Source organism: Williamsia sp. z34 (genome assembly GCF_059553395.1).
The window spans coordinates 302,004-322,093 of sequence record NZ_JCANWW010000005.1; the positions used below are offsets into that span (position 1 = coordinate 302,004).

The 20,090-nt window shown below is 64.7% G+C and carries 16 protein-coding genes; 3 read left to right on the top strand and 13 right to left on the bottom strand.

Features of this window, described 5'->3' with window-relative positions; genetic code table 11:
- The 10 genes from AC51GT_RS14885 to AC51GT_RS14930 form a co-directional block, all read right to left on the bottom strand.
- On the bottom strand, positions 1–861 hold the full coding sequence (locus AC51GT_RS14885; RefSeq protein ID WP_496329255.1) for an SDR family NAD(P)-dependent oxidoreductase: 861 nt from the start codon (positions 859–861) through the stop codon (positions 1–3).
- A 9-nt stretch (positions 862–870) separates the two neighbouring features.
- Complete coding sequence (locus AC51GT_RS14890; RefSeq protein WP_496322783.1) at positions 871–1,407, bottom strand: nuclear transport factor 2 family protein; 537 nt, start codon at positions 1,405–1,407, stop codon at positions 871–873.
- Between the two features lie 2 nt (positions 1,408–1,409).
- Entirely contained in the window at positions 1,410–2,846 is a 1,437-nt protein-coding gene (locus AC51GT_RS14895) for an aldehyde dehydrogenase family protein (RefSeq protein WP_496322784.1), read from the bottom strand.
- A gap of 51 nt (positions 2,847–2,897) precedes the next feature.
- A complete protein-coding gene (locus AC51GT_RS14900; RefSeq protein WP_496323335.1) occupies positions 2,898–4,604 on the bottom strand; it encodes a thiamine pyrophosphate-binding protein in 1,707 nt (568 codons plus the stop codon).
- Positions 4,594–5,523, bottom strand: coding sequence for an SDR family NAD(P)-dependent oxidoreductase (locus AC51GT_RS14905; RefSeq protein ID WP_496329256.1), 930 nt, complete (start codon positions 5,521–5,523; stop codon positions 4,594–4,596). Before AC51GT_RS14905 ends, AC51GT_RS14900 begins: the two co-directional genes overlap by 11 nt.
- Entirely contained in the window at positions 5,520–7,355 is a 1,836-nt protein-coding gene (locus tag AC51GT_RS14910) for a flavin-containing monooxygenase (RefSeq protein WP_496329257.1), read from the bottom strand. The genes AC51GT_RS14905 and AC51GT_RS14910 overlap by 4 nt, the downstream gene beginning before the upstream one ends.
- Positions 7,356–7,409: 54 nt before the next feature.
- The gene (locus AC51GT_RS14915; RefSeq protein WP_496322787.1) at positions 7,410–8,795 is read right to left on the bottom strand and encodes an aromatic ring-hydroxylating oxygenase subunit alpha; all 1,386 of its coding nucleotides are present in this window, start codon (positions 8,793–8,795) and stop codon (positions 7,410–7,412) included.
- 59 nt (positions 8,796–8,854) lie between these two features.
- Positions 8,855–9,718 (bottom strand): SDR family NAD(P)-dependent oxidoreductase, encoded by an 864-nt coding sequence (locus AC51GT_RS14920; RefSeq protein ID WP_496329258.1) that lies wholly within the window; start codon positions 9,716–9,718, stop codon positions 8,855–8,857.
- An 8-nt stretch (positions 9,719–9,726) separates the two neighbouring features.
- Entirely contained in the window at positions 9,727–11,319 is a 1,593-nt protein-coding gene (locus AC51GT_RS14925; RefSeq protein ID WP_496329259.1) for an SMP-30/gluconolactonase/LRE family protein, read from the bottom strand.
- A 240-nt stretch (positions 11,320–11,559) separates the two neighbouring features.
- Entirely contained in the window at positions 11,560–12,687 is a 1,128-nt protein-coding gene (locus AC51GT_RS14930; protein ID WP_496322790.1) for an NDMA-dependent alcohol dehydrogenase, read from the bottom strand.
- A gap of 149 nt (positions 12,688–12,836) precedes the next feature.
- On the opposite strand from AC51GT_RS14930, the gene AC51GT_RS14935 reads away from it, so the two are divergent.
- A complete protein-coding gene (locus tag AC51GT_RS14935; RefSeq protein WP_496322791.1) occupies positions 12,837–13,835 on the top strand; it encodes a hypothetical protein in 999 nt (332 codons plus the stop codon).
- 79 nt (positions 13,836–13,914) lie between these two features.
- Entirely contained in the window at positions 13,915–16,368 is a 2,454-nt protein-coding gene (locus AC51GT_RS14940; RefSeq protein ID WP_496322792.1) for a transglycosylase domain-containing protein, read from the top strand.
- Between the two features lie 195 nt (positions 16,369–16,563).
- Here AC51GT_RS14940 and AC51GT_RS14945 read toward each other — a convergent pair whose 3' ends face one another.
- Complete coding sequence (locus tag AC51GT_RS14945; protein WP_496322794.1) at positions 16,564–16,725, bottom strand: hypothetical protein; 162 nt, start codon at positions 16,723–16,725, stop codon at positions 16,564–16,566.
- Between the two features lie 84 nt (positions 16,726–16,809).
- Complete coding sequence (locus AC51GT_RS14950) at positions 16,810–18,231, bottom strand: MFS transporter (RefSeq protein WP_496329260.1); 1,422 nt, start codon at positions 18,229–18,231, stop codon at positions 16,810–16,812.
- A gap of 125 nt (positions 18,232–18,356) precedes the next feature.
- On the opposite strand from AC51GT_RS14950, the gene AC51GT_RS14955 reads away from it, so the two are divergent.
- Complete coding sequence (locus AC51GT_RS14955; protein WP_496322796.1) at positions 18,357–19,472, top strand: alpha/beta hydrolase; 1,116 nt, start codon at positions 18,357–18,359, stop codon at positions 19,470–19,472.
- 88 nt (positions 19,473–19,560) lie between these two features.
- On the opposite strand, the gene AC51GT_RS14960 is transcribed toward AC51GT_RS14955, so the two are convergent.
- On the bottom strand, positions 19,561–19,965 hold the full coding sequence (locus AC51GT_RS14960; protein ID WP_496329261.1) for a YchJ family protein: 405 nt from the start codon (positions 19,963–19,965) through the stop codon (positions 19,561–19,563).
- Positions 19,966–20,090 lie beyond the last annotated feature (125 nt).

The following is a 20,090-nucleotide window of genomic DNA, read 5'->3' on the forward strand; positions in this document are numbered from 1 at the left end:
TCAGACGGGCGACCAGATCGGGGCGCCCCGCGTGGCGCGCAGTGATGGAATCGCCCTGCCGTCAATGTCTTTGATGCCGTACTCGTCGCCGAGCTCGGCGGTGATGAAGGTTCCACCGGTGCGATCGAGGAGATCGGGGTCGGTGAGTAGTGCCGCGATCACCCGGCCCGGATACTCCGGGGAACAACCGTTTTCCGGGCGGGTGGCTGCCTGAGTGGACAGCCCGCCGATCGCGGCCAGATTACGTTCTGCGCGTTCTGTGAAGGTCAGGCCCTGCCATAGCGAGATCGACGTGACACCATGCGGTTTCAACTCGATTGCCATGTCCCGCGACATGCGGTCGGCGGCAGATTTGGCGGTACCGAACAGCACGCCGTAGGTGTAGGACACCCCGGTGTATCCGGAGATGGCCACCATCAGGCCCGACTTTTGTGGAGTCATGATCTGGGCGGCGTGCCAGGCGGCGACGAAGTTCGATCGCACTCCGACATCCATCATCTGCCAGTTGGACAGCGGCTTGCACCAGAAGGGATCCGGATCGGTCAGGTCGTCGGGTAACGCGAAGGCGTTGTTTACCAACAGGTCCAGGCGCCCCTGTTCCCGACGGACCTGTTCGAAGAGCGCGGCCACCTGGTCATCCCGGGAATGATCCACTGCGACGGCAATGCCTCTGCCGCCCAGCCGGTCACACTCGGCTGCGGTTTCACCGATGGTTCCGGGCAACGGGTCGATCCCGGCCGTCACCGTTCGGCCGGTGACGTACACCGTGGCGCCCTGCTGTGCCAGCGCCAGCGCGATACCTTTTCCGATACCGCGGCTGGCGCCGGTCACAACAGCGACCCGGCCTCCGAGGGAGTTCACCGGACTCCCTCAGAGCCGGTCGGCTGCAGCGAAGAAGTGCTCGCTGGGATCGCCGACCGATTTGGCGGTGTAGTGGTCACCGGAGAAGGGTGCACCCATCAGGCCCTGCGACCAGTCGGCCGACACCCCGTCGTTGCGGACCCAGTCATAGAGCATCGTGCGGTGGGCGATACGCCATTGCCCGTCCCGCTTCTCCATCCGATCGAGGTACCGGCCACCGATCGTGGCGTCGCTCTCCTCGGTGCCCATGTTGACCCGGTGATATGCCGAAGCGTGGGTTTCACACAGCGCCACATCGCCGTTCAACTCGGTCAGTGTCTGTCCGAGGGTGTGCTGGGTGACCGTGATCGCGGCCGATCCGGGCACCACCCACGCCAGGTATTCGTCGAAAGAGCCGGCGAAGATCCCGAAGTCGGTGGTGGCGTCCGGCCAGTAGGAGGCAGTGATCAGTTCCGCGTCTCGCCGGTCCTCGCCACGGGCGACCCGGGCCAGGCAGGTGCGAATCGCATGGTGGTCGAGCAATGCCTCCAGATCGTTGGCGCTCATCGCTATTCGCCGTCACCTTCCGGTGCATAGCCCAGGATGCCCTTGATCTCCAGATAATCGTGGAATCCGAACTCGCCCCACTCGCGTCCGTTGCCGCTCTTCTTGTATCCGCCGAACGGAGCGCAGAAATCGAAGGCGGCGTTGATCGCCACCGATCCGGTCCGAATCCTGCGGGCCACTGCGCGCGCGGCGTCGAGATCGGTGCCTGCGACAAATCCGGCCAGGCCGTATTCGGTGTCGTTGGCGATCTCGATGGCGTGGTCGATACTGTCATAGCCCAGGATCGTCAGCACCGGGCCGAAGATCTCCTCACGGGCAATGGTCATGTCGTTCTTGACATCTGCGAAGACGGTGGGCTGGACGAAGTAGCCCTTGGTGATCCCCTCCGGCAGGCCGGGACCACCGGCGACCAGGGTGGCACCTTCATCGATGCCCTGCTGGATCAGTTCCTGGATCTTGTCGAACTGTGACTTCGCGACCACCGGGCCGATGGTGAAATCACCGTTCGGATCGCCCACGGTGACCGTGGCGGCCGCGGCCTTGGCGATGCCGATCGCCTCTTCCATCCGCTCGTTGGGGACCAGCATGCGCGCGGGCGCGCTGCAGGTCTGTCCCGAGTTCAGCATCATGGTGACCACGCCGGCGCTGACGTTGTCGGCGAATGCCTCGTCGTCGAGGATGACGTTGGGGCCCTTGCCGCCGAGTTCCTGGGTGACCCGCTTGACGCCGGCCGCAGCATTTTTTGCAATCTCGATTCCGGCCCGGGTGGATCCGGTGAACGAGATCATGTCGACGTCGGGATGGCTCGACAGCGGAACACCCACACCCGGTCCGTCGCCCTGCACAAGGTTGAAGACACCGGCGGGGACACCGGCGGCCTCGAGGATCTCGGCAAAGATCTGACCGTCGAACGGCGAACGCTCCGACGGTTTGAGGACCACGGTGCAACCGGTGGCCAGAGCGGGGAACACCTTGACCGCGATCTGGTTGAGCGGCCAGTTCCACGGCGTGATCAGCCCGCAGACACCGATCGGTTCCTTCACGATCAGCGCATTGCCCTGCAGCTCCTCGAAGGTGAAGCCCTTGAGGACCTCGATGGCGGTGCTCAGGTGTCCGGCACCCAGATTCACCTGGAATCCGCCTGCCAGTGCCTTGGGTGCACCCATCTCTTCGGTCAGGGCAGCACCGATGTCGGGCATGCGCTTCTGGTACTCGACCGCGATGTTCTCCAGCACCGCGACCCGTTCGGCGACGGAGGTCGCCGACCACGAGGGGAAAGCCTTACGGGCAGCGGCAACCGCCCGGTCGACGTCACCGGCGCTGCCGGCGGCCACAGTGCCAGCGACCTCTTCGGTGGCCGGATTGATGACGTCGAAGGTGCCCGACTGTGCCGGCTCCACCCACTGGCCGTCGATGTAGAACTTCAGATACTCACGCATGATTTCCCCAATTCATCGATATTGCCCGATACCTCTGTTGCGCTGCATGACTCACTGCTGACCTTCGGCGTACCAGGTCCGGAACTCGTCGTAGCTGGGCATCTCTTCCGAGTTGGCCTTCGGGTCGACGGCCACGTGGATGACGGCGGTCTTACCGCTGGCGTATGCCCGCTTGATGGCGGGGGCGATGTCTTCGTCCTTCTCGACATACTCGCCATAGCAGCCGAAGCCCTCGGCGATCTTGTCGAAGCGGGTATCGGTGCTCCAGTGGACGCCGGTCTCTCGAGATCCGTGTCCGAAGGTGCGCTTGTAGACACCCACTTCCAGGCCCCACGCGTAGTCGACGGCCACGACACAGACCAACGGAAGCTTCAGTCGCGCTGCGGTTTCGAGTTCTGCGATATGGAACTGGAACGAGGAGTCGCCGGTGATGAGCATCATCGGACGTTTGCCACCGGCGGCGACGCCGGCGCCGACGGCGTAGGGGAGTCCGGTACCGAGGTGGCCGAAGTTCTGGTTCCACATGACGTCATGTGGTTTGGCCTGCGAGTAGGTCCAGCCGAAGATGGTGGTGGCGCCGCCGTCGCGGACCATGATCCCGTCCGCGGGGAAGTCCTTGGTGGCCTCGACGATCAGACGTGCCGGATGCACCGGTGTCTGACCCGATGGTGCCGTCTCGGCCAGCTCCGCGAGTTGTGCGGCATCATCTTTGATCCACTGTGCGAGCTCGGGAGTCGCCTTGCGGGGTGAATCCTTGAGTGCCTCGACGAGCTGGGGAACCACCGCGCGAAGGTCGCCGACCAGCGGGACGTCGATCGGGCGGTTCACGCCGATGGCCGACGGATCCTGCTCGATGAGGATCCAGCTGCGGTTGGCCTCATTCGGAACCCAGTGACGCCCGCGCCCGAAGTGAACCGGCTCGCCGAGTTCGGTGCCGACCGCCAGGCAGAGGTCGGATTTCACGACGGCGTCGACCGCGGACTTGGAGAAGCCGTACGGGAACGTACGGTCTTCGAGGCCCTCGATGAACGAGGTGCCGCCGGAGGTCTGGATGACCGGGCAGGCCATCAGATCGGCGAGTTCCTTGACCGCCGCGCCCGCGCGCGAGGTGTGAACGCCGTGTCCGACAAGCAGAACGGGCTGCTTGGCGGCGCCGATGAGTTCTTTGGCCTTGTCGATCCAGTTCTGGCCCGCGGTCTGACCCACGAGGCGGTACTTGGACGGGGGAAGGATCGGCCGGTCCTCGACCTCTTCGAGGATCACATTCTGCGGGTATTCGATGTACACCGGTCCCGGTACGCCCGACAGTGCCTTGCGCAGACCTTCACGAATGATCTCGTCGGTCTGGTCGGCGTATTCGATGCTCGCGTTGTATTTGACCGAGTTCTCGACCAGAGCGGTCTGCTGGACGAACTGGATGCGTCCGCGCCGCACTCGCTGTTCGGTGATCCGGGCCCGCTGGCCGCCGAGGAAGATGACCGGTGAGTTCTCGACCTTGGCGCACATGATGGCGCCGGCGAGGTTGGCCAGACCCGGGCCCAGGGTGCCGATGCACACGGCGGCCTTGCCGGTCATCCGGGAGACGGCTTCTGCCATGAACCCGGCAGACTCTTCATGGTGCGGGGCAACAACATTCCAGCCACGTTCTTCGGCGAGGTGGAACAGGTGGACGAAGTTCGGATCCGGGATACCGAAAAGCGTGTTGATTCCCTCTGCCTCGAAGAGGTCGAGAATTCGTTCGTAGACCTTAACTGACACGTGCACTGCCCTCCATGGCTGTCGTGAAGCTTTTCGTGATGTGCTCGATGTGTCCCGACGGGACCACCGGCAGAATCCAGGGGTCGCTGGTGTCGCGGATGGTGGCGATCTGTTCGCCGACCTCCTCGATCGTCCAAGCCGGTTGGTAGACACCCGGGGTCTCGGCGATGAACGCCCGCGCGATGCGGCCGGCGATCCCGATCAGCATCTCGCCGGTGATCGAACAGGATTCGTGCGCAAGCCATCCCACCGCGGGTGCGGTCAATTCCGGACCCATCGGCGGATACGCCGACGTGTCCAGGCCATCGGCGAGCCGGGTCAGGGCGGCGGGAAGGATGACGTTCGAGAGCACGCCGTGCTCGTGGCCTTCGACCGCCGCGACATTCGAGAGTCCGATGATCCCGGCCTTGGCGGACCCGTAGTTGGCGACATTCTTGTTGCCGTAGATCCCGCCGATCGACGAGGTCAGGACCAGACGTCCGTATCCGGCCTCGACCATCAGTGGAAATGCCGGTCGCACAACGTGGAACGCGCCCCGCAGATGCACATCGAGGACGGCGTCGAAATCCTCGTAGGACATCTCCGTCAACGGTGCGTAACGGTTGTTGCCTGCGTTGTGGATGAGGATGTCGATCTTGCCGTAGGTGTCGATCGCGGTGTCGATGATCGCCTGGCCGCCCTCGGCGGTGGCCACCGAGTCGGTGTTGGCGACGGCTTCACCGCCGGCGGCTTTGATCTCGGCGACCACGTTCTTTGCCGGACCGCTGTCGACGTCCTCACCGCTGATCGCGCTACCCGGGTCGTTCACCACCACTTTCGCGCCCTTGGAGGCCAGGAGCAGCGCGTACTCCCGGCCCAGGCCGCGACCGGCGCCGGTGATGACGGCCACCCGGTCGTCGAACCGTAGTTCGGTGCTCATTTGTCCAGCACCAGACCTTCCAGTTCGCCGGTGCTGCGCCACCCCTCCAGCAGTTCGGTGAGCTCGTAGAAGCCACCCCAGAAGGGATCACCGAGGAACGAGCGCCCGTTGGGTTCGCCCTCGCTGTTGTAGTAGCCGGGGGTGCATTCGCTGGTGAATGTGCTGTTGTCCACCGAGTACTGGCGGACCGTCTGCACCCAGCCGTCTTCGGCTTCGGGAGTTGGCTCCACATACGTGGCGCCACGGTCCTGCGCTTCCTTGATGATGTACGCGATGTGATCGGCCTGCTGTTCGAACATCAGCGTCGTGGCCGCGGTCACGCCGCCCTGGATGAATCCGGTGGCGAAGTGATTGGGGAATCCGTTGGCCATGATGCCGTGCAGGGTGCGGAAACCCTTGCCCCAGTGGTCATAGAGCGACGTGCCGTTCTTGCCGGCGAACGGCGCGATGTCGTACTGCCGGTCGAGCGCGGTGGTGATCTCGAAGCCGCTGGCGAACACGATGCAGTCGAACTCGTGCTCGACGCCGCCGACCATGATGCCCTTCTCCGTGATGCGCTCGACACCCCTGGTCTCGGACACGTCGATGAGCGTGACGTTGTCGCGGTTGAAGGTCGGCAGGTATTCGTCGTTGAAGACCGGACGCTTGCACATGTTGCGGTAGTACGGCTTCAGGGTCTCCGCGGTGACGGGATCTTCGACGATGGACTCGATGCGCTGGCGCAACCGCTCCATCGACCGGTAGTCCTCGTCCTCCTTGAGTTCCATGAACCGTGCCGGATCGGCCAGTTCGGCCCAGCCCTCGAAGTTGGGCGTCGCGTTCAGTTTCGCGGCCAGGTTCCGGGCCACCTCGGTCCAGCCGTCACAGATGAGGTCGGGTTCACCGGGGTTGTAGAACGCGAACGCCGCGTTGTGGAAGTTGCGCTGACGTGCGGCGCGCCAACCGGGTTCCAGGCTCGCGACCCATTCGGGATCGGTGGGGTAGTTGGCTCGCTCGAAGATGTACGACGGTGTCCGCTGGAAGACGGTCAGATGCTTCGCACCCTGCGCCAGGTGCGGAATCGCCTGGATGCCACTGGAGCCGGTGCCGATGATGGCGATCTTCTTGTCGCCGATCTTGTCCAGTCCGCCATGGAGATCGCCGCCGGTGTAGTCGAAATCCCAGCGGGCGGTGTGGAATGTGTGGCCCTTGAAGTCCTTGATGCCGGGGATACCCGGGAGTTTCGGACGGTTGTAGGGCCCCTGGCACATGATCACGAAACGGGCGCGGATCTCATCGCCACGGTTGGTCTTGATCTGCCAGCGGTTGATCGCCTCGTCCCACTGCAGCGACTGGATCAACGTGTGGAAGATCGCGTGATCGTAGAGGTTGAACTGCTTGCCGATCCGCTGCGCGTGTTCGAAGCACTCATCGCCCTTGGAGAACTTCTCCTTCGGCATGTAGCCGGTCTCTTCGAGAAGCGGCAGGTAGCAGTAGGCGTCGGAGTCGATCTGGATGCCCGGGTACCGGTTCCAATACCAGACACCGCCGAAGTCTCCACCGAGCTCGATGATCTTGAAGTTGGTGACGCCGGACTGCTGCAGCCGGTGCGCGGTGATGAGTCCGGACAGACCGCCGCCGAGAATCACCACCTCGATGTCGTCGGTGATCGGTTCACGGGGGATGACCGGCATGTGCGGATCGCCCTCGTAGAAGTCCGAGAACTCGCCCTCTGCCTCCAGATACTGCTGCTGACCTTCCGGCCGCAGGCGCTTGTCGCGTTCGAGGAGGTACTTTTCCCGTAGCGCCGCTTTGTCGACTTCCGGGGTCTGCGTAGGTGCGCAGTTCTGCATGGTGATTCCTAAGCTCGATGTTCGGGGGCTCGTGGTGGTGTGGGGTGGGAAGGGTCAGGCCAGATCGGTGGGCGCGCCGGTGCCCAGGTATTTGGCGAGGTTGTGGTGCAGGTTGACGATGCTGCGCTCGCGATACGGGTTGGGCTTGGGCCCGGAGAAGCCCCGCGACTTGACGCCCTTCTGCATCGCAGCCATGTTGACGAAGTCCTGGGGGAGAACAGTGCGCCAGCCCGGGTCGTCCGGCGGTGCGTACTCCCACTCCGTCTGCGGCTCTTCACCTTCCGGGAACAACTCGAAGACGGCAGCCTCGAAGTAGCATTTGTCGGGGTCGTCGCCGTAGGGCCGGGCGCTGTAGCAGAGCATGTTGTTGAGGGCGTGCCCGATCTGGAAGTTGGGGAAGATCTGCCAGGCGGTACCGCTCTGGGAGACGGTCGCCGGATCGACGGTCGGCCAGATCACGCCGCGATCGGCATCGTCTTTGCGGGCCGAGGCGAGCCAGTGTGCGAGTACCTCACCCGGCGGGGTGCCCTCGGGCAACTCGTCGATCAGCCGCTGAGCGGCATCGACGAGTGTGCGGGTGGTGTTGGTGTTGGCGTTCTCCCAGGTGAAGTTCTGCAGGTCGATCGTCGAGATGCGTGCGTCGGGACCGTCGGCCACCCGCAGCTTGGCCTGATTGTCTTCCATGCCCTTGGGGGCGTCGTACCCGATGTTGCTGTGTTTACCCTGTGCGCGTGACCATCCCAGGAATGTGCCGTAGGCCCGGAATTCGGGGTGGGTGTAGGGGACGTGGTAGGTCTCCATGAATGCTTCGAGTGCGATCTTCCAGTTGCAGTCGAACACAAGCCATTTGCGCCACCGGTATCGCATGTTCTGAAGCTGGAACGGGTCGAGCAGGCTTGCCGCCGGTTCCAGGTAATCCCGCAATGGTTCACAGTCCGGATCCATGTTGATCCAGATCCAACCGCCCCAGGTGTCCACCTGGATGTTCTTGAGCCGGGCCTTTTCATCGGTCAGTCCGGTCGGCCAGTCAGAACGCTCTGCGGCCCAGGTGTTCTGGCCCTCGAGATCGTAGGTCCACCCGTGGAAGCCACACACGAAGGTCCGGCAATTGCCTTTGGCCTCGTGCTTGCCGTCCGGGGTGTCGACGAGCCGACGGCCCCGATGCGAGCAGACGTTGTGATACGCGTTGATCTTGTCCGCGCTGGAACGGGCGATGATGAACGAGTCATCCATGATCTCGTAGGTCAGGAAGTCGCCGACGTTGGGAATCTCTTCGACTCGGCCGACCTGCTGCCACACCTTGTTCCACAGCTTGTCTTGCTCGGCGCGCAGATAGTCCTTCGAGGTATACGCCTCCACACCGATCTCCAGCGGGGTGACCGGGGGTTCGTCGTCGGTGGTGGTGACGATTCTCTGGATATTGTCGACTGTGTCGGTCATGACATCTCCTGAAATTTATTGTCGTGCTTGCTTACTCGGCGATTGGTCTGCGGCTCGTATCAGTGCGTCATGGCGGCGCGGAACGCCTCGTCCTTGAGGAAGAGGGAAGTGTGGTCGGCACCCATGTGTGTCCACTTGAGGTTCAAGCCACCGTCGACGAGCAGTGTCTGCCCGGTGATGTAGCTGGAGAGATCGGACAACAGGAACAGGATGGCGCCGGCCTGTTCCTCCGGACGGGCTCGGCGGCCCATGGCGATCGCGCGGCGGTCCCGTTCGGGGTCTTTGTCGACATACATCTCGGAGGCGGGCGTGGCGGTCACGCCCGGAGCGATGGTGTTCACCCGGATGTTGTCGGTGGCCAGCTCGACGGCCATGGTCCGGGTGGCCGCCACCAGAGCCGCCTTGGCTGTGCCGTACGCGATATGGAAAGGCGCGGTGTTCATTCCGCTGATCGACGAGATCGACACGATCGAGCCGGGTAGTTCCTGCGCCTTGAGTTCGGCGGCGACCGCCTGGCTCATGAAGAACATGGTCTCGAGGTTCGCGGTGAACAGGGCCCGCCAGTCGGCGCGCGTCACCCGGGTGGCCGGCATCCAGGTGGCCGGAGCGGCGCCACCGGCGACGTTGACCAATCCGTAGAGGCGGCCCTCGGTGCGGCGCGCGACGTCCATGACGGTGGCGATGCCCTCGTCGGTGGCGGCGTCGGCGGCGACCGGGATGACGGAGAGGCCCTCCCCGACAAGGGGATCGATGTGGGTCTTGAGGTTGTCCTTCGATCGGCTCATCGCGATGACCGTCGCGCCGGCCCGGGCGATCATGCTGGTCACCGAGGTGCCGATACCACCTCCGGCGGCACCTGAAACGATGACGATCCGGCCGGTCAGATCGGTGAAACCATTGCTGTCGGTTGGGGAGTTGACCATGACTGTGATCAGGCCCCCTTGCGTAGTGCCAGGACGCTGCCCTCGGCGTCACCGGAGATGTAGATGGTGCCGTCGTGGCCGGCGGCGATGCCGGTGAACGGTCCCTGCGGTCCGGAGAACGGCACGAGGCCGAGCAGTGGCTTCGGGGTGACCCCGGGAGGAGCGCCGACCGGGAGGTTGCTCGCGATCCTCTGGCGACTCTTGGTCTCGAGGTCGAAGGCGACGAGGGTCTTGGCCCCGACGTCGACGATGTACAGCGTCTGTCCCGAAACCAGGAGGCCATGGGGGCACTCGAGTCCGTCGACGACCGTGTCGGTGCCCGAACCGGTCACCGCAACGACCTGTCCCGCACCGGATTCGGAGACCAGCAGGGTTCCCGAGGCGGTGAAGGCGACGCCGGTCGGATGGTCGAGCCCACTGGCCAGGACCTCCGAGGTGCCGGATCCGACGGAGTGCACCTCGCCGGCACCGAAGTCGGCGACGGCGATGGCGCCGGTACCCGAGACGGCCACACCGTAGGTCTGGTCGAGACCGGTCACCAGGACCTCGCTCTCGGCGGTGGCGGCGTCGTACCGGGAGACGTCGCCGTTGCCGGCAACGATGAACTGGTCTTTGCCGATCGCCGTCATACCGCGGATGTAACCGGGGTAGCCGGGGCTGAAAAGCATGCCCAGCGTGCGCAATTCGCCATCGGCCTCGAGGGCGAGGAGAAATGTTCCGTCGGCGATGTACAGGGTGCCGTCCGGGCCCACGGTCAGATCGAGCGGCCAGGTCAGGCCGTCGTCGAGTGCGGTGCGGGTCTGGCCTTCGCCGAGGATCTCGGTGATCTGACCGGTGAAGCCGGACACGAAGAGCCGATCGCCGACGAAGGTGAGGTTGTCGAGCCCGGGGCCGATGTCGGCGTACACCTTCTTGTCGCCGCTGCGGGGGTCGATCCGCAGGACCTGACCGGAGCCGACCTGGGTGGTGATGATGAATCCGGCGGAGTCGAACTTGACCGCGGTGGGGCCACCGAGATCGGCGGCGACGCGCTGCGGTTCTCCGCCGTCGGGGCTGATCCGGTAGATCTCGTTGCTGGCGACCAGCGGGTAGTAGAGCATCCCGTCGGGGCCGACCTCCATGGCGTTGGGCATCGGGAGGTTGTCGGCGAGCACCTTGGGGGCACCGCCCGCGGGGTTGATCTCCATCAGCCGGCCGCCGATGCGGCACTCGTTGACGAACAATCTCTCCTGGTGGATGGTGATGCCGTTGGCGCCGGGCAGGTCGTCGCGCAGCAGCCGGGTACTGCCATCGGGGCTCCGGACGCTCACGCGGCCGTCGTAGTACTCGGTGATGTACATGTCGCCGCTCGCGTCGAACGCCATGTCGTCCGGCGCCACGATGTCGCTGCCCTGGGCGCTGATGGTCTCGAGGTCGCCGGTGTCGACGTCGAGTGCGCTGATCGTGCTCCCGGCCACCTGTGCGATGTAGACGCGTCCGTCGGGGCCGGATCGGATCCCGTTGGCTCCGAACAGCCGGCTCGGCTCGGTCACTCGGCTCAGATTCCATCCCTCGGCGAGATCGAATGAGCTTTGGCTTGTGTAGCGGGCCGCCTGTACCAAGGTGGGCCTCCTGTCGTGAGGAATGACGCCGGGGCTTACAAATACGCAAAGTGAGGTCGTGACGCAGACCACATTTCTGGAGGTAGTGTAAGCGTGAATGCATCAGCTTTACAAGTATTGCTATCCTTATGAGGATAGGGGTAAGTTGGGTCACTCAGGGGGTCCTGGCGGCGCAAATGCACACACCCACCGCATGTGGCGGTGGGTGCTGTCGCTGTGTGAGCTGTCCTGCGGGTTGCGTCAGTGGTCGTCTTCTCCGTAGATGACCACGCCTCGCAGATTCTTCCCGTCGGCCATGTCCTGGTAGCCCTGGTTGATGTCTTCGAGCCGGTAGGTGGTGGTGACGAGCTCGTCCAGCTTGAGGGCGCCCGAGCGGTAGAGGTTCAGCAAATTGGGGATCTGCGTCCGGGGTCCGACGCCACCGAAGATCGCTCCCTGTACCCGCTTCTGCAACAAGGTGAGCTCGAAGAGATTCAGGTCGGTGGCGATCTGGTCGTACGGACCCATCGCGGTGACGATCACCTGGCCGCCCTTGCCGGTCAGCGACAGTGCCTGCTGGATGTACTCGCCCTTGATCTCGCCCATCGTGAGGATGACGGTGTTCGCCATCGTGCCCCAGGTGAGATCGGCGAGCTGGGGCATCGCCTCCTCCATCGACGAGAAGGAGTGGGTGGCGCCGAAGTCGAGGGCGGTCTTCTGCTTGCTCTCGACCGGATCGATCGCGACCACGTGACGGGCTCCCGCGTAGGCGGCGCCCTGGACCGAATTGATGCCGACGCCGCCGATCCCGGCGACCACGACGGTGTCGCCGGGCCGGGTGTTGCCGATCTCGGTGGCCGAACCCCAGCCCGTCGAGACGCCGCACCCCAGGAGTGCGGCGGTCTTCAGGGGGATGTCTTTCTCGATCTTCACCACGGATGCCTGGTGCACGGTGACATAGGGGGCGAAAGTGCCCAGCAGGCACATCTGGACCACGGGCGCACCGTCTTTGGTGACTCGGAACGTGCCGTCGGAAATCGCCTGACCGGTCAGCAGGCTGGCGCCCTTGTCGCAAAGATTCTGTAGGCCGCGGGCGCACGAGGGGCAGGTCCCGCAGGCGGGGATGAAGGCGAGCACCACGTGGTCGCCTTCTTCGAGGTCCACCACACCGGGACCCACCTTGGTGACCACGCCGGCGCCCTCATGCCCACCGAGGATCGGGAAGGTCGGGATGGGGAGGGAGCCGGTGACGATGTGGGCGTCCGAGTGGCACAGACCTGAGGCCGCCAGTCGGATCTGGACCTCACCGGCGACGGGGTCGCCCAATTCGATCTCGTCGATCTTCCAATCGGTATTGGGTTCAGTCAGGATCGCGGCTTTCGTTTTCATGGTGGTTCCTTCTGCTCGCACCGTAATGTGATTTGCATCACTTTAGTGAGGCGGCGTGGACGGCGTGCGGGTTTGGGCTCGGTGTGCGAACGTTGAACAGCACTTTCCGCACGTCGAGCTTGGTTGACGGGAGAACTGAGGGAGGGGCGATGCGCGGACTTCCGATAGCTGTTCTTGGGTACGGGCCGGTCGCGCGCGCCTACATCAATCAGATCGGCGCCCACCGCGACGAGGTTCGCAAGCGGCACGACGTCGACCTGAGTGTGGTGGCGGTGCGCACGCGCCGATCGCAGGTGGTGTGCGACGACGACGCGGTCCCGCCCCAGTCGGAGTGGGCAGAGCTCACCGATCTGGCCGATTTCCTCGGTGAAGTTGAGGCAAAGGTGGTGGTGCAGGCAGTGCCGTCCACCGATCTGCAGGCATCGCAGGCGGTGTCGGACGCCATGATGGCGATCCGGTGTGGCGCGCATCTGGTGACCGCGACGACGTCGACGCCACTTTACGGGTGGAAGCAGCTCGAGCAGCTGGCAATTGATTTCGGCTGTGCGGTAAGGATTTCCGGCGCGGTCGGGGCGATGCTGCCGGCAGCGGACCTCGCGCGATCCCTCGGACAGGGGATCTCGGTGACCTCGGTGAGCGGATGCCTGAGCGCCACCGCCACGTACATTCTCGACCAGCTGAGTGAGGGGGTCACGCTCGACGTGGCGACCGCCACCGCCCGGCAGACCGGAGTCATGAACAGCGATGCCGGCGGAGAGCTCTCGGGAGAAGATGTGGCGACCCAGCTCCGGATCCTGACCGGACTGCTGTGGGCGCGCGATCCCGCCGATGCCGAAGTGCTCCTCGAACCGATCACCTCGGAGATCGAGCGTTCGGTGTACCGGGCCGGCCGGCGCGGGCTGCGGCTGCGCCAGGTCGCCGTAGCCGATCACGACATCCCCGATCTCGTCACGGTGTCGTTGCGGGTGGTTCCCGCCGACTCGCAACTGGGTCTGCTCCGGTGGCCGGACAAGGCAGCCATCTTCGACTGCGGCGACTTCGGATCGATCACGATGTTCGGTGGTGACAGCAGTCCAGCCGGCGTCGCCCAATCGATGATCAAGGACACTCTGTCCCTGGTTCACGACGCCACACCGGGCCTGCGGTAGCCGCTGATCCGGGTGAGCGCGGACCGCGGATTCACCTCTCGGAGTTTCCGTGACCCGAATTGTCCGTAATGTATCGATCGTGTCGAAATCTAGGTCGTTGTGGAGCTTGGTGGGCTGTTGTGTACTTGCGGGCGTTCTGGTCGCAGGTCTGTTGTTCCCGATAGCCGGTGGTCTGGGGCTCACGGCCGGGCGCGCTGCCGGCACCCTCGAGAACGTCGAGTCCGAATTGGTCGGTGGTCAGGTCCCCGAGGTGACCACCATGACCGACGCCAACGGCACGCCGATCGCCTACCTCTACGATCAGCGCCGCTTCCAGGTCGGCTACAACGACATCTCACCCGAGATGGTGCGCGCCATCATCTCGGTCGAAGACCGGCGATTCCTCGAGCACGACGGTGTCGACTGGAAGGGGACCATCCGCGCGTTCGTCACCAACCAGGCGTCCGGCGAGGTCCAGCAGGGTGCATCGACCCTCGACCAGCAGTATGTGAAGAACTACCAGCTGCTGGTCCTGGCCCGCACCGATGCCGAACGTCGCGCCGCAACGGAGACGACCGCCGCCCGTAAACTCCGGGAGATCCGGATGGCGCAGTCACTCGAGTCGAGTCTGACCGAGCAGGCCATGCGCGAGAAGAACCTCGACGCCGAGGCGGCCAAACAAGAGGCCAAGAAAGCGATCGTCACCCGCTATCTGAACCTGGTCCCGTTCGGTAACGGTGCCTACGGGATCCAGTCCGCCGCGGACACCTACTTCGGCAAGTCGGCCAAGGACCTCACCGTTCCGGAATCGGCGATGCTCGCCGGCATGGTCCAGTCGAGTTCGGCGCTTGATCCGTACACCAACCCCGAAGGTGTTCTCGAGCGCCGCAACATCGTGCTCGACACGCTGATTGCCAACTTCCCGGCCCGGGCCGACGAGTACCAGGCCGCGAAAGACCTTCCGCTCGGGGTGCTCCCGGCTCCGCGCACGATCGACCAGGGTTGCATCGCAGCCGGCGACGCCGGATTCTTCTGTGACTACGCTCTACAGTTCCTCGCCGACAACGGCATCAGTCGGGATGAGATCTCGCGCAGTGGATATCTCATCCGCACGACGCTCGATCCCGAGGTTCAGAAGGCAACGCACGATTCGGTCCGTACGTACGCATCGCCGGATCTCGAAGGCGTTGCCAACGTGATGAACGTGATCCGCCCGGGCACCGAGTCCCACGACGTGTTGGCCATGTCTTCGAGCCGCGACTACGGCCTGGACCGGGAGGCCGGACAGACCGTTCAGCCGCAGCCCTATTCGATGGTCGGCAATGGCGCCGGGTCGGTGTTCAAGGTCTTCACCGTCGCCGCCGCGATGGAACGCGGACTGGGTGCGGGCTCGTCCTTGCAGGTCCCGAAGACCGTGCAGGCAAAGGGCATGGGCAGCAGCGGTGGCGTCAACGGCTGCCCCGCGAATACCTATTGCGTGTCGAACGACGGAAACTACCCGGCGAAGATGACGGTCACCCAGGCGCTGGCCCAGTCTCCGAACACTGCATTCGTGAAACTGCTGCAGGACGTCGGAGTCGAGCCAACCGTCGACATGGCTGTCCGGTTGGGCCTGCGCTCGTACACCGATCCCGGCTCGTCGGGTTACGGCGACCAGAGCCTGGCCGACTACGTCAAAGAGAACAACCTGGGTTCGTTCACTCTCGGGCCCACGGCCGTCAACACCCTGGAGTTGTCCAACGTTGCCGCCACGCTGGCGTCCGGCGGCGTCTGGTGCCCGCCGAATCCGATCGCGTCGATCACCCAGCCCAAGCGCGATGCCAATGGCAACCAGATCCTCGACGCCGAGGGCAAGCCCGCGGTCCAGGAGGTCCCGTTCGAGCGTCCGGGGTGTGAGCGGGTGGTCGAGGAAGGGCTGGCCAACACCCTGGCCAACGCCATGAGTGAGGACGACCGTGGTTCCGGTACCGCGGCAGGCGCCGCGGGGTCGGTCGGTTGGAGCCTTCCGATGGCAGGCAAGACCGGCACCACCGAGGCCAACCGGTCATCGGCCTTCCTGGGTTTCACCAACAACCTGGCCGGCGCGACCTACGTCTACAACGATTCGCCCGTGATCTCCGACCTCTGCTCGAGCCCGTTGCGGCAGTGTGGCTACGGAAACCTCTACGGCGGTAACGAACCGGCCCGCACCTGGTTCTCGGCGATGCTGCCGGTCGAGAGCAAGTTCGGCAACACCGCGCTTCCGCCGAAGGACCCCAAGTACGTGGCCGGCGTCGGCGGTAAGCGGGTTCCGTCCGTGGTCGGGATGTCTGTCGACCTGGCGACCTCCACGCTCGAGGGCGAAGGTTTCAAGGTGACCACCGAGAATGTGGCCAGCGGGCAGCGGGCCGGAACGGTGGTGTCCGCGAATCCGGACGAGTCGGCGATCCCGGGCAGCACGATCGCACTGTCGGTCAGCACCGGCCGCGCGGAATCGACCAGTCGCCGCCCGATCGCGCCGACAACGATCACCGTCCCGGGAGTCGGGCCGATCGAGATACCGTTGCCGCGCTGAGTCTGATCGTCAGCTGAGTCGGATCAGCGAGCCGTCCGGGTGCGAGACGAAGTCGCGGCCGATCGCGTAGTTCCCGAAGTGCGCGGGATGTGATGCGGCAGTGCCCGCGACGACGGCCGCGTTTCGCGGGGTCTCGCGGCCAGCGTGAGACCTCTGCGGAGCGCGTTCGATGCGATGGGGTGCATACGGAGATGCTCAGTCCTCGTCGTACTTGTCAGCGGCCTGGTTGCGTTCCTTGGCCAATTCCAGTGCGTGGCGTGCGGCGTCCTCGGTGGGGTAGGGCCCCATCCGGTCGAAGCCCCGCGGCATTTTTTCTTTGACCTCGCCTGTGGAGAGGTTGTAATACCAATCGCTCATGTTCGTGGCCTCCTTGCTCCGGCAGTCCACCATTCGTACCCCGGTGTCGGTCCGAACCCCAAGAAGGCTCGCGGATTGCAGGGGTCAGCTGTGGCTCGGCCGGCTGTGTACGAACAGCGCGGCAGGTAGCGCCACGATTGCGAATACGATCGCGGCAACCACCGCGCAGACGTGAAAGGCGGATTCGAAGGCTTCGGCGGGCGGTCGTGTCCGCAGGGCGTCGGCCAGCTGCGCCGTCAGGATCGATCCGAGCACGCTGGTTCCGAGGACGCCGCCGAGTTGGCGGAACATGTTGACCGTGCCGCTGGCCATTCCGGCCCGGGCGGGGGCGACGCTGTTCATCGCGGCGGCGGTGGCGGGGGCAATGAGTGAGCCGAATCCGATACCGAGGACCACCAGCGCGATGGTGAGGTCGGTCCAGCCGTCATTCGCATGTACCCGCAACAGCAGCAGTGCCCCGACGGAGGTGATCAACAATCCGCCGGTGAGCATCACCTTGAAACCCAGGCGGGGCAACAATCGTGGCGCGATTCCGCTGACCACCACATATGTCGCCATGAGTGCCAGGAGGTGGAGCCCGGTGGTCCAGGTGCTCAGCGCGCCCACACGTTCGAGGAAGAGAACCGAGATGAGGGAGAGTCCGGTGAACCCGAACAGAACTGTCGCGCTCACCACCATGACGGTGGAGAACGATGGCGAACGGAAGAGCTTCAGGTCGAGCATCGGCGCGTCGACGGCACGCTCGTAGGTGATGAACAGGGCGAGGGCGCAGGCGAACACAACAATCGCGATGATTGCGCGCATCGAGCCGAATCCGTTGTGTGATCCGTCGATGACCCAGAACGTCAGGGAGGCGATGGCGGCGGTGGCGGTGACGAGTCCGGGCAGGTCGAGGCGTGCGCCGGCCACTTTGCTCTGCGGTACCACGAACGGTGCGACGAGGGTCACCACCAGAGCGGCGATGGAGTTCACCAAAAAGACTGTGTTCCAGGAGAACTCACCCAGCACCGCGCCGGCCGAGAGCGGCCCGATGGCCAGTCCGAGTCCGGAACAAGCGGCCCAGATGCTGATGGCCTCGGTGCGTTCCTTGGGCTGGGTGAAGCTGGCGCTGATGATGGACAGGCTGTTGGGGAGGACCAGCGCCGCACCAACGCCGGTGATGGCCTGGGCGGCCAGCACCCATCCACTCGAATGCGCCAGGAACGAACACAGGCTGCCTGCCGACATGATCGCCGAACCCGTCACGAACGCCGTCCGGCGACCGATGACGTCACCGAGGGTGCCCGCGGACAGCACCAGGCTGGCCACCACGAGCGCAAAGATGCTCGGGATCCAGACCATCGTGGCGCTGCCTGCCTGCAGATCCTCCTCGATCGCGGGAACGGACGAGACGGTTGCGGTGATGTTGAGGAACGTCAGCATCATCCCGAAACAGACTGCGGCGAGCGCGTACCAGCGGGCGTTTTCTGCGCGGGTGGGTGCCTGGACGGGCTGACCGATGACCATGGGTCGAGCCTAGGTCCTGGCTATTGGTTGCACAAGCCAGGGGTCCGGCGCTTGGGACGGGTTTCGGGTCTGCGGCATCGGCGAGAGAATCCTGATCGTTATCACCGGCCCATAGGATGGTCGGCATGGTGATGGCTGATCGTCCCGGGGTGAAGACAGCGTCCACGCCGGTGACTGCGCTGGCCGTGTTGGGTCTGGCGGAGAGCATGCTGAACGGGCTGGCCAAGGTGCCTTTCCGCCGGCCTTGGGAGGGGCCGGGCGGATTGCTCGACAACCTCGGCCAATCGGTCACCCGGCAGGCCATCCGCTCATTCATGGGTTATTCGATGGGCCTGCCCATCGAGGAATTCCGGTCGTTGGAGAAGGTCCTCGACGACATCTGCCGTGTCGTGATGCCCCCGTTCGTCGAATTCGCGGACTCCGTGGAGATCACCCGCGACACCATCGGTGGGGTCGAGGGCATCTGGTGCCGGGCGCAGGCGAGCTCCGATTCCTACGTCGACGAATCCGCCGCCAAACAGGAGATCGGCGCGACCATCCTCTACCTCCATGGCGGTGGATACATCGGCACCTCACCGATCATGTATTCCGCATTCGCCTCATCGCTGGTCCGGATCACCGGGGCCGAGGTCTTCATCGTCGATTACCGAATGGCACCGGAGTTCCCGTTCCCGGCCGGCGTGGAGGATGCCGCGGACGTCTACCAGGGACTCCTCGCCCGTGGTGTCGAGGCGGAGCACCTCGTCGTCGCCGGCGATTCCGGCGGCGGTGGTCTGGCGACATCTCTGATCACGCATCTACACGGGCATGACCTGCCTGCTCCGGCCGCGCTCGCATTGTTTTCTCCTGAGGTCGACCTCCTGTTCGAGCACCCGTCGATCATCGAGAATGCACAACTGGACATCCTGCCCTGGAACCTGCCTTCCGCGCCGTACCTGCAAGGCGTCTCGCCGGATGACGAGCGGGTCTCCGCGGTGTACGCCAACGCCGATCCGGCGTGGTTTCCGCCGACATTCGTGTGTTGGGGTGGCGATGAGATGTTCCGTGATGGGATCCGGGAGTTTGTCGCGAACCTCGAGGCTGCCGGCGTACCGGTGCGTGCCATGGAAGAACGCGGGATGTTCCACGTCTTCCCGATTCTCATGCCGTGGGCCGAATCGTCGCGGCGGGTGTTCCGGGCGCTGTACGAACTCTCCCGCCGCTTCGTCACACCCGATCCGGACGCAGAACAGACGCACTGATCGTGCTGCGGACCAGATCGTCCCGATCTGAGGTGCTCGAGGGAAATACGCCCTCCGCGGGCGTTCAGGGGGCCGAAGTTGCCGGGGTCTAGTCGGTGACGACGCCGTCGACGTACACCCAATTCCCATCGAGCCGCTCGAATCGGCTGTGCTCGTGCAGGGTTCCGGAGCCGTCGCCCTTGATCCGGTAATACGCGGTGAAGGTGACCTCGCCGGTGGTATCGAAAAGCGAACCCTTGCTTGTGGATTCGATGTCGAGGCGATACCAGCGCATCGACTCGTCGAGGTCCAGGGTCTGGGGCCGGGTCCGCGGGTGCCAGCTGCGCAACAGATGATCGCGGTCGCCGGTCGCGAAGGCGGAGAAGCGGGAGCGCATCAGCGCTTCGGCGGTGGGGGCCGGACGGTCACCGGCCAGGATGGGTCCGCAGCAGTCCTCCCACGTGAAACCACTGGTGCAAGGACAGCGTCGCGAGCCGGCAGGTGAAGGAGTCACGGCCCCCAGCGTAGGGGGCGCAGTTCTTCCACCGGTCACGCCTCCCATGAGGGTCGTCCCCCAAACAAACGACATCCGCTAACGCGAGCCGACCGAGGAGCTACAACCCGGGTAGGTCGGGCGTA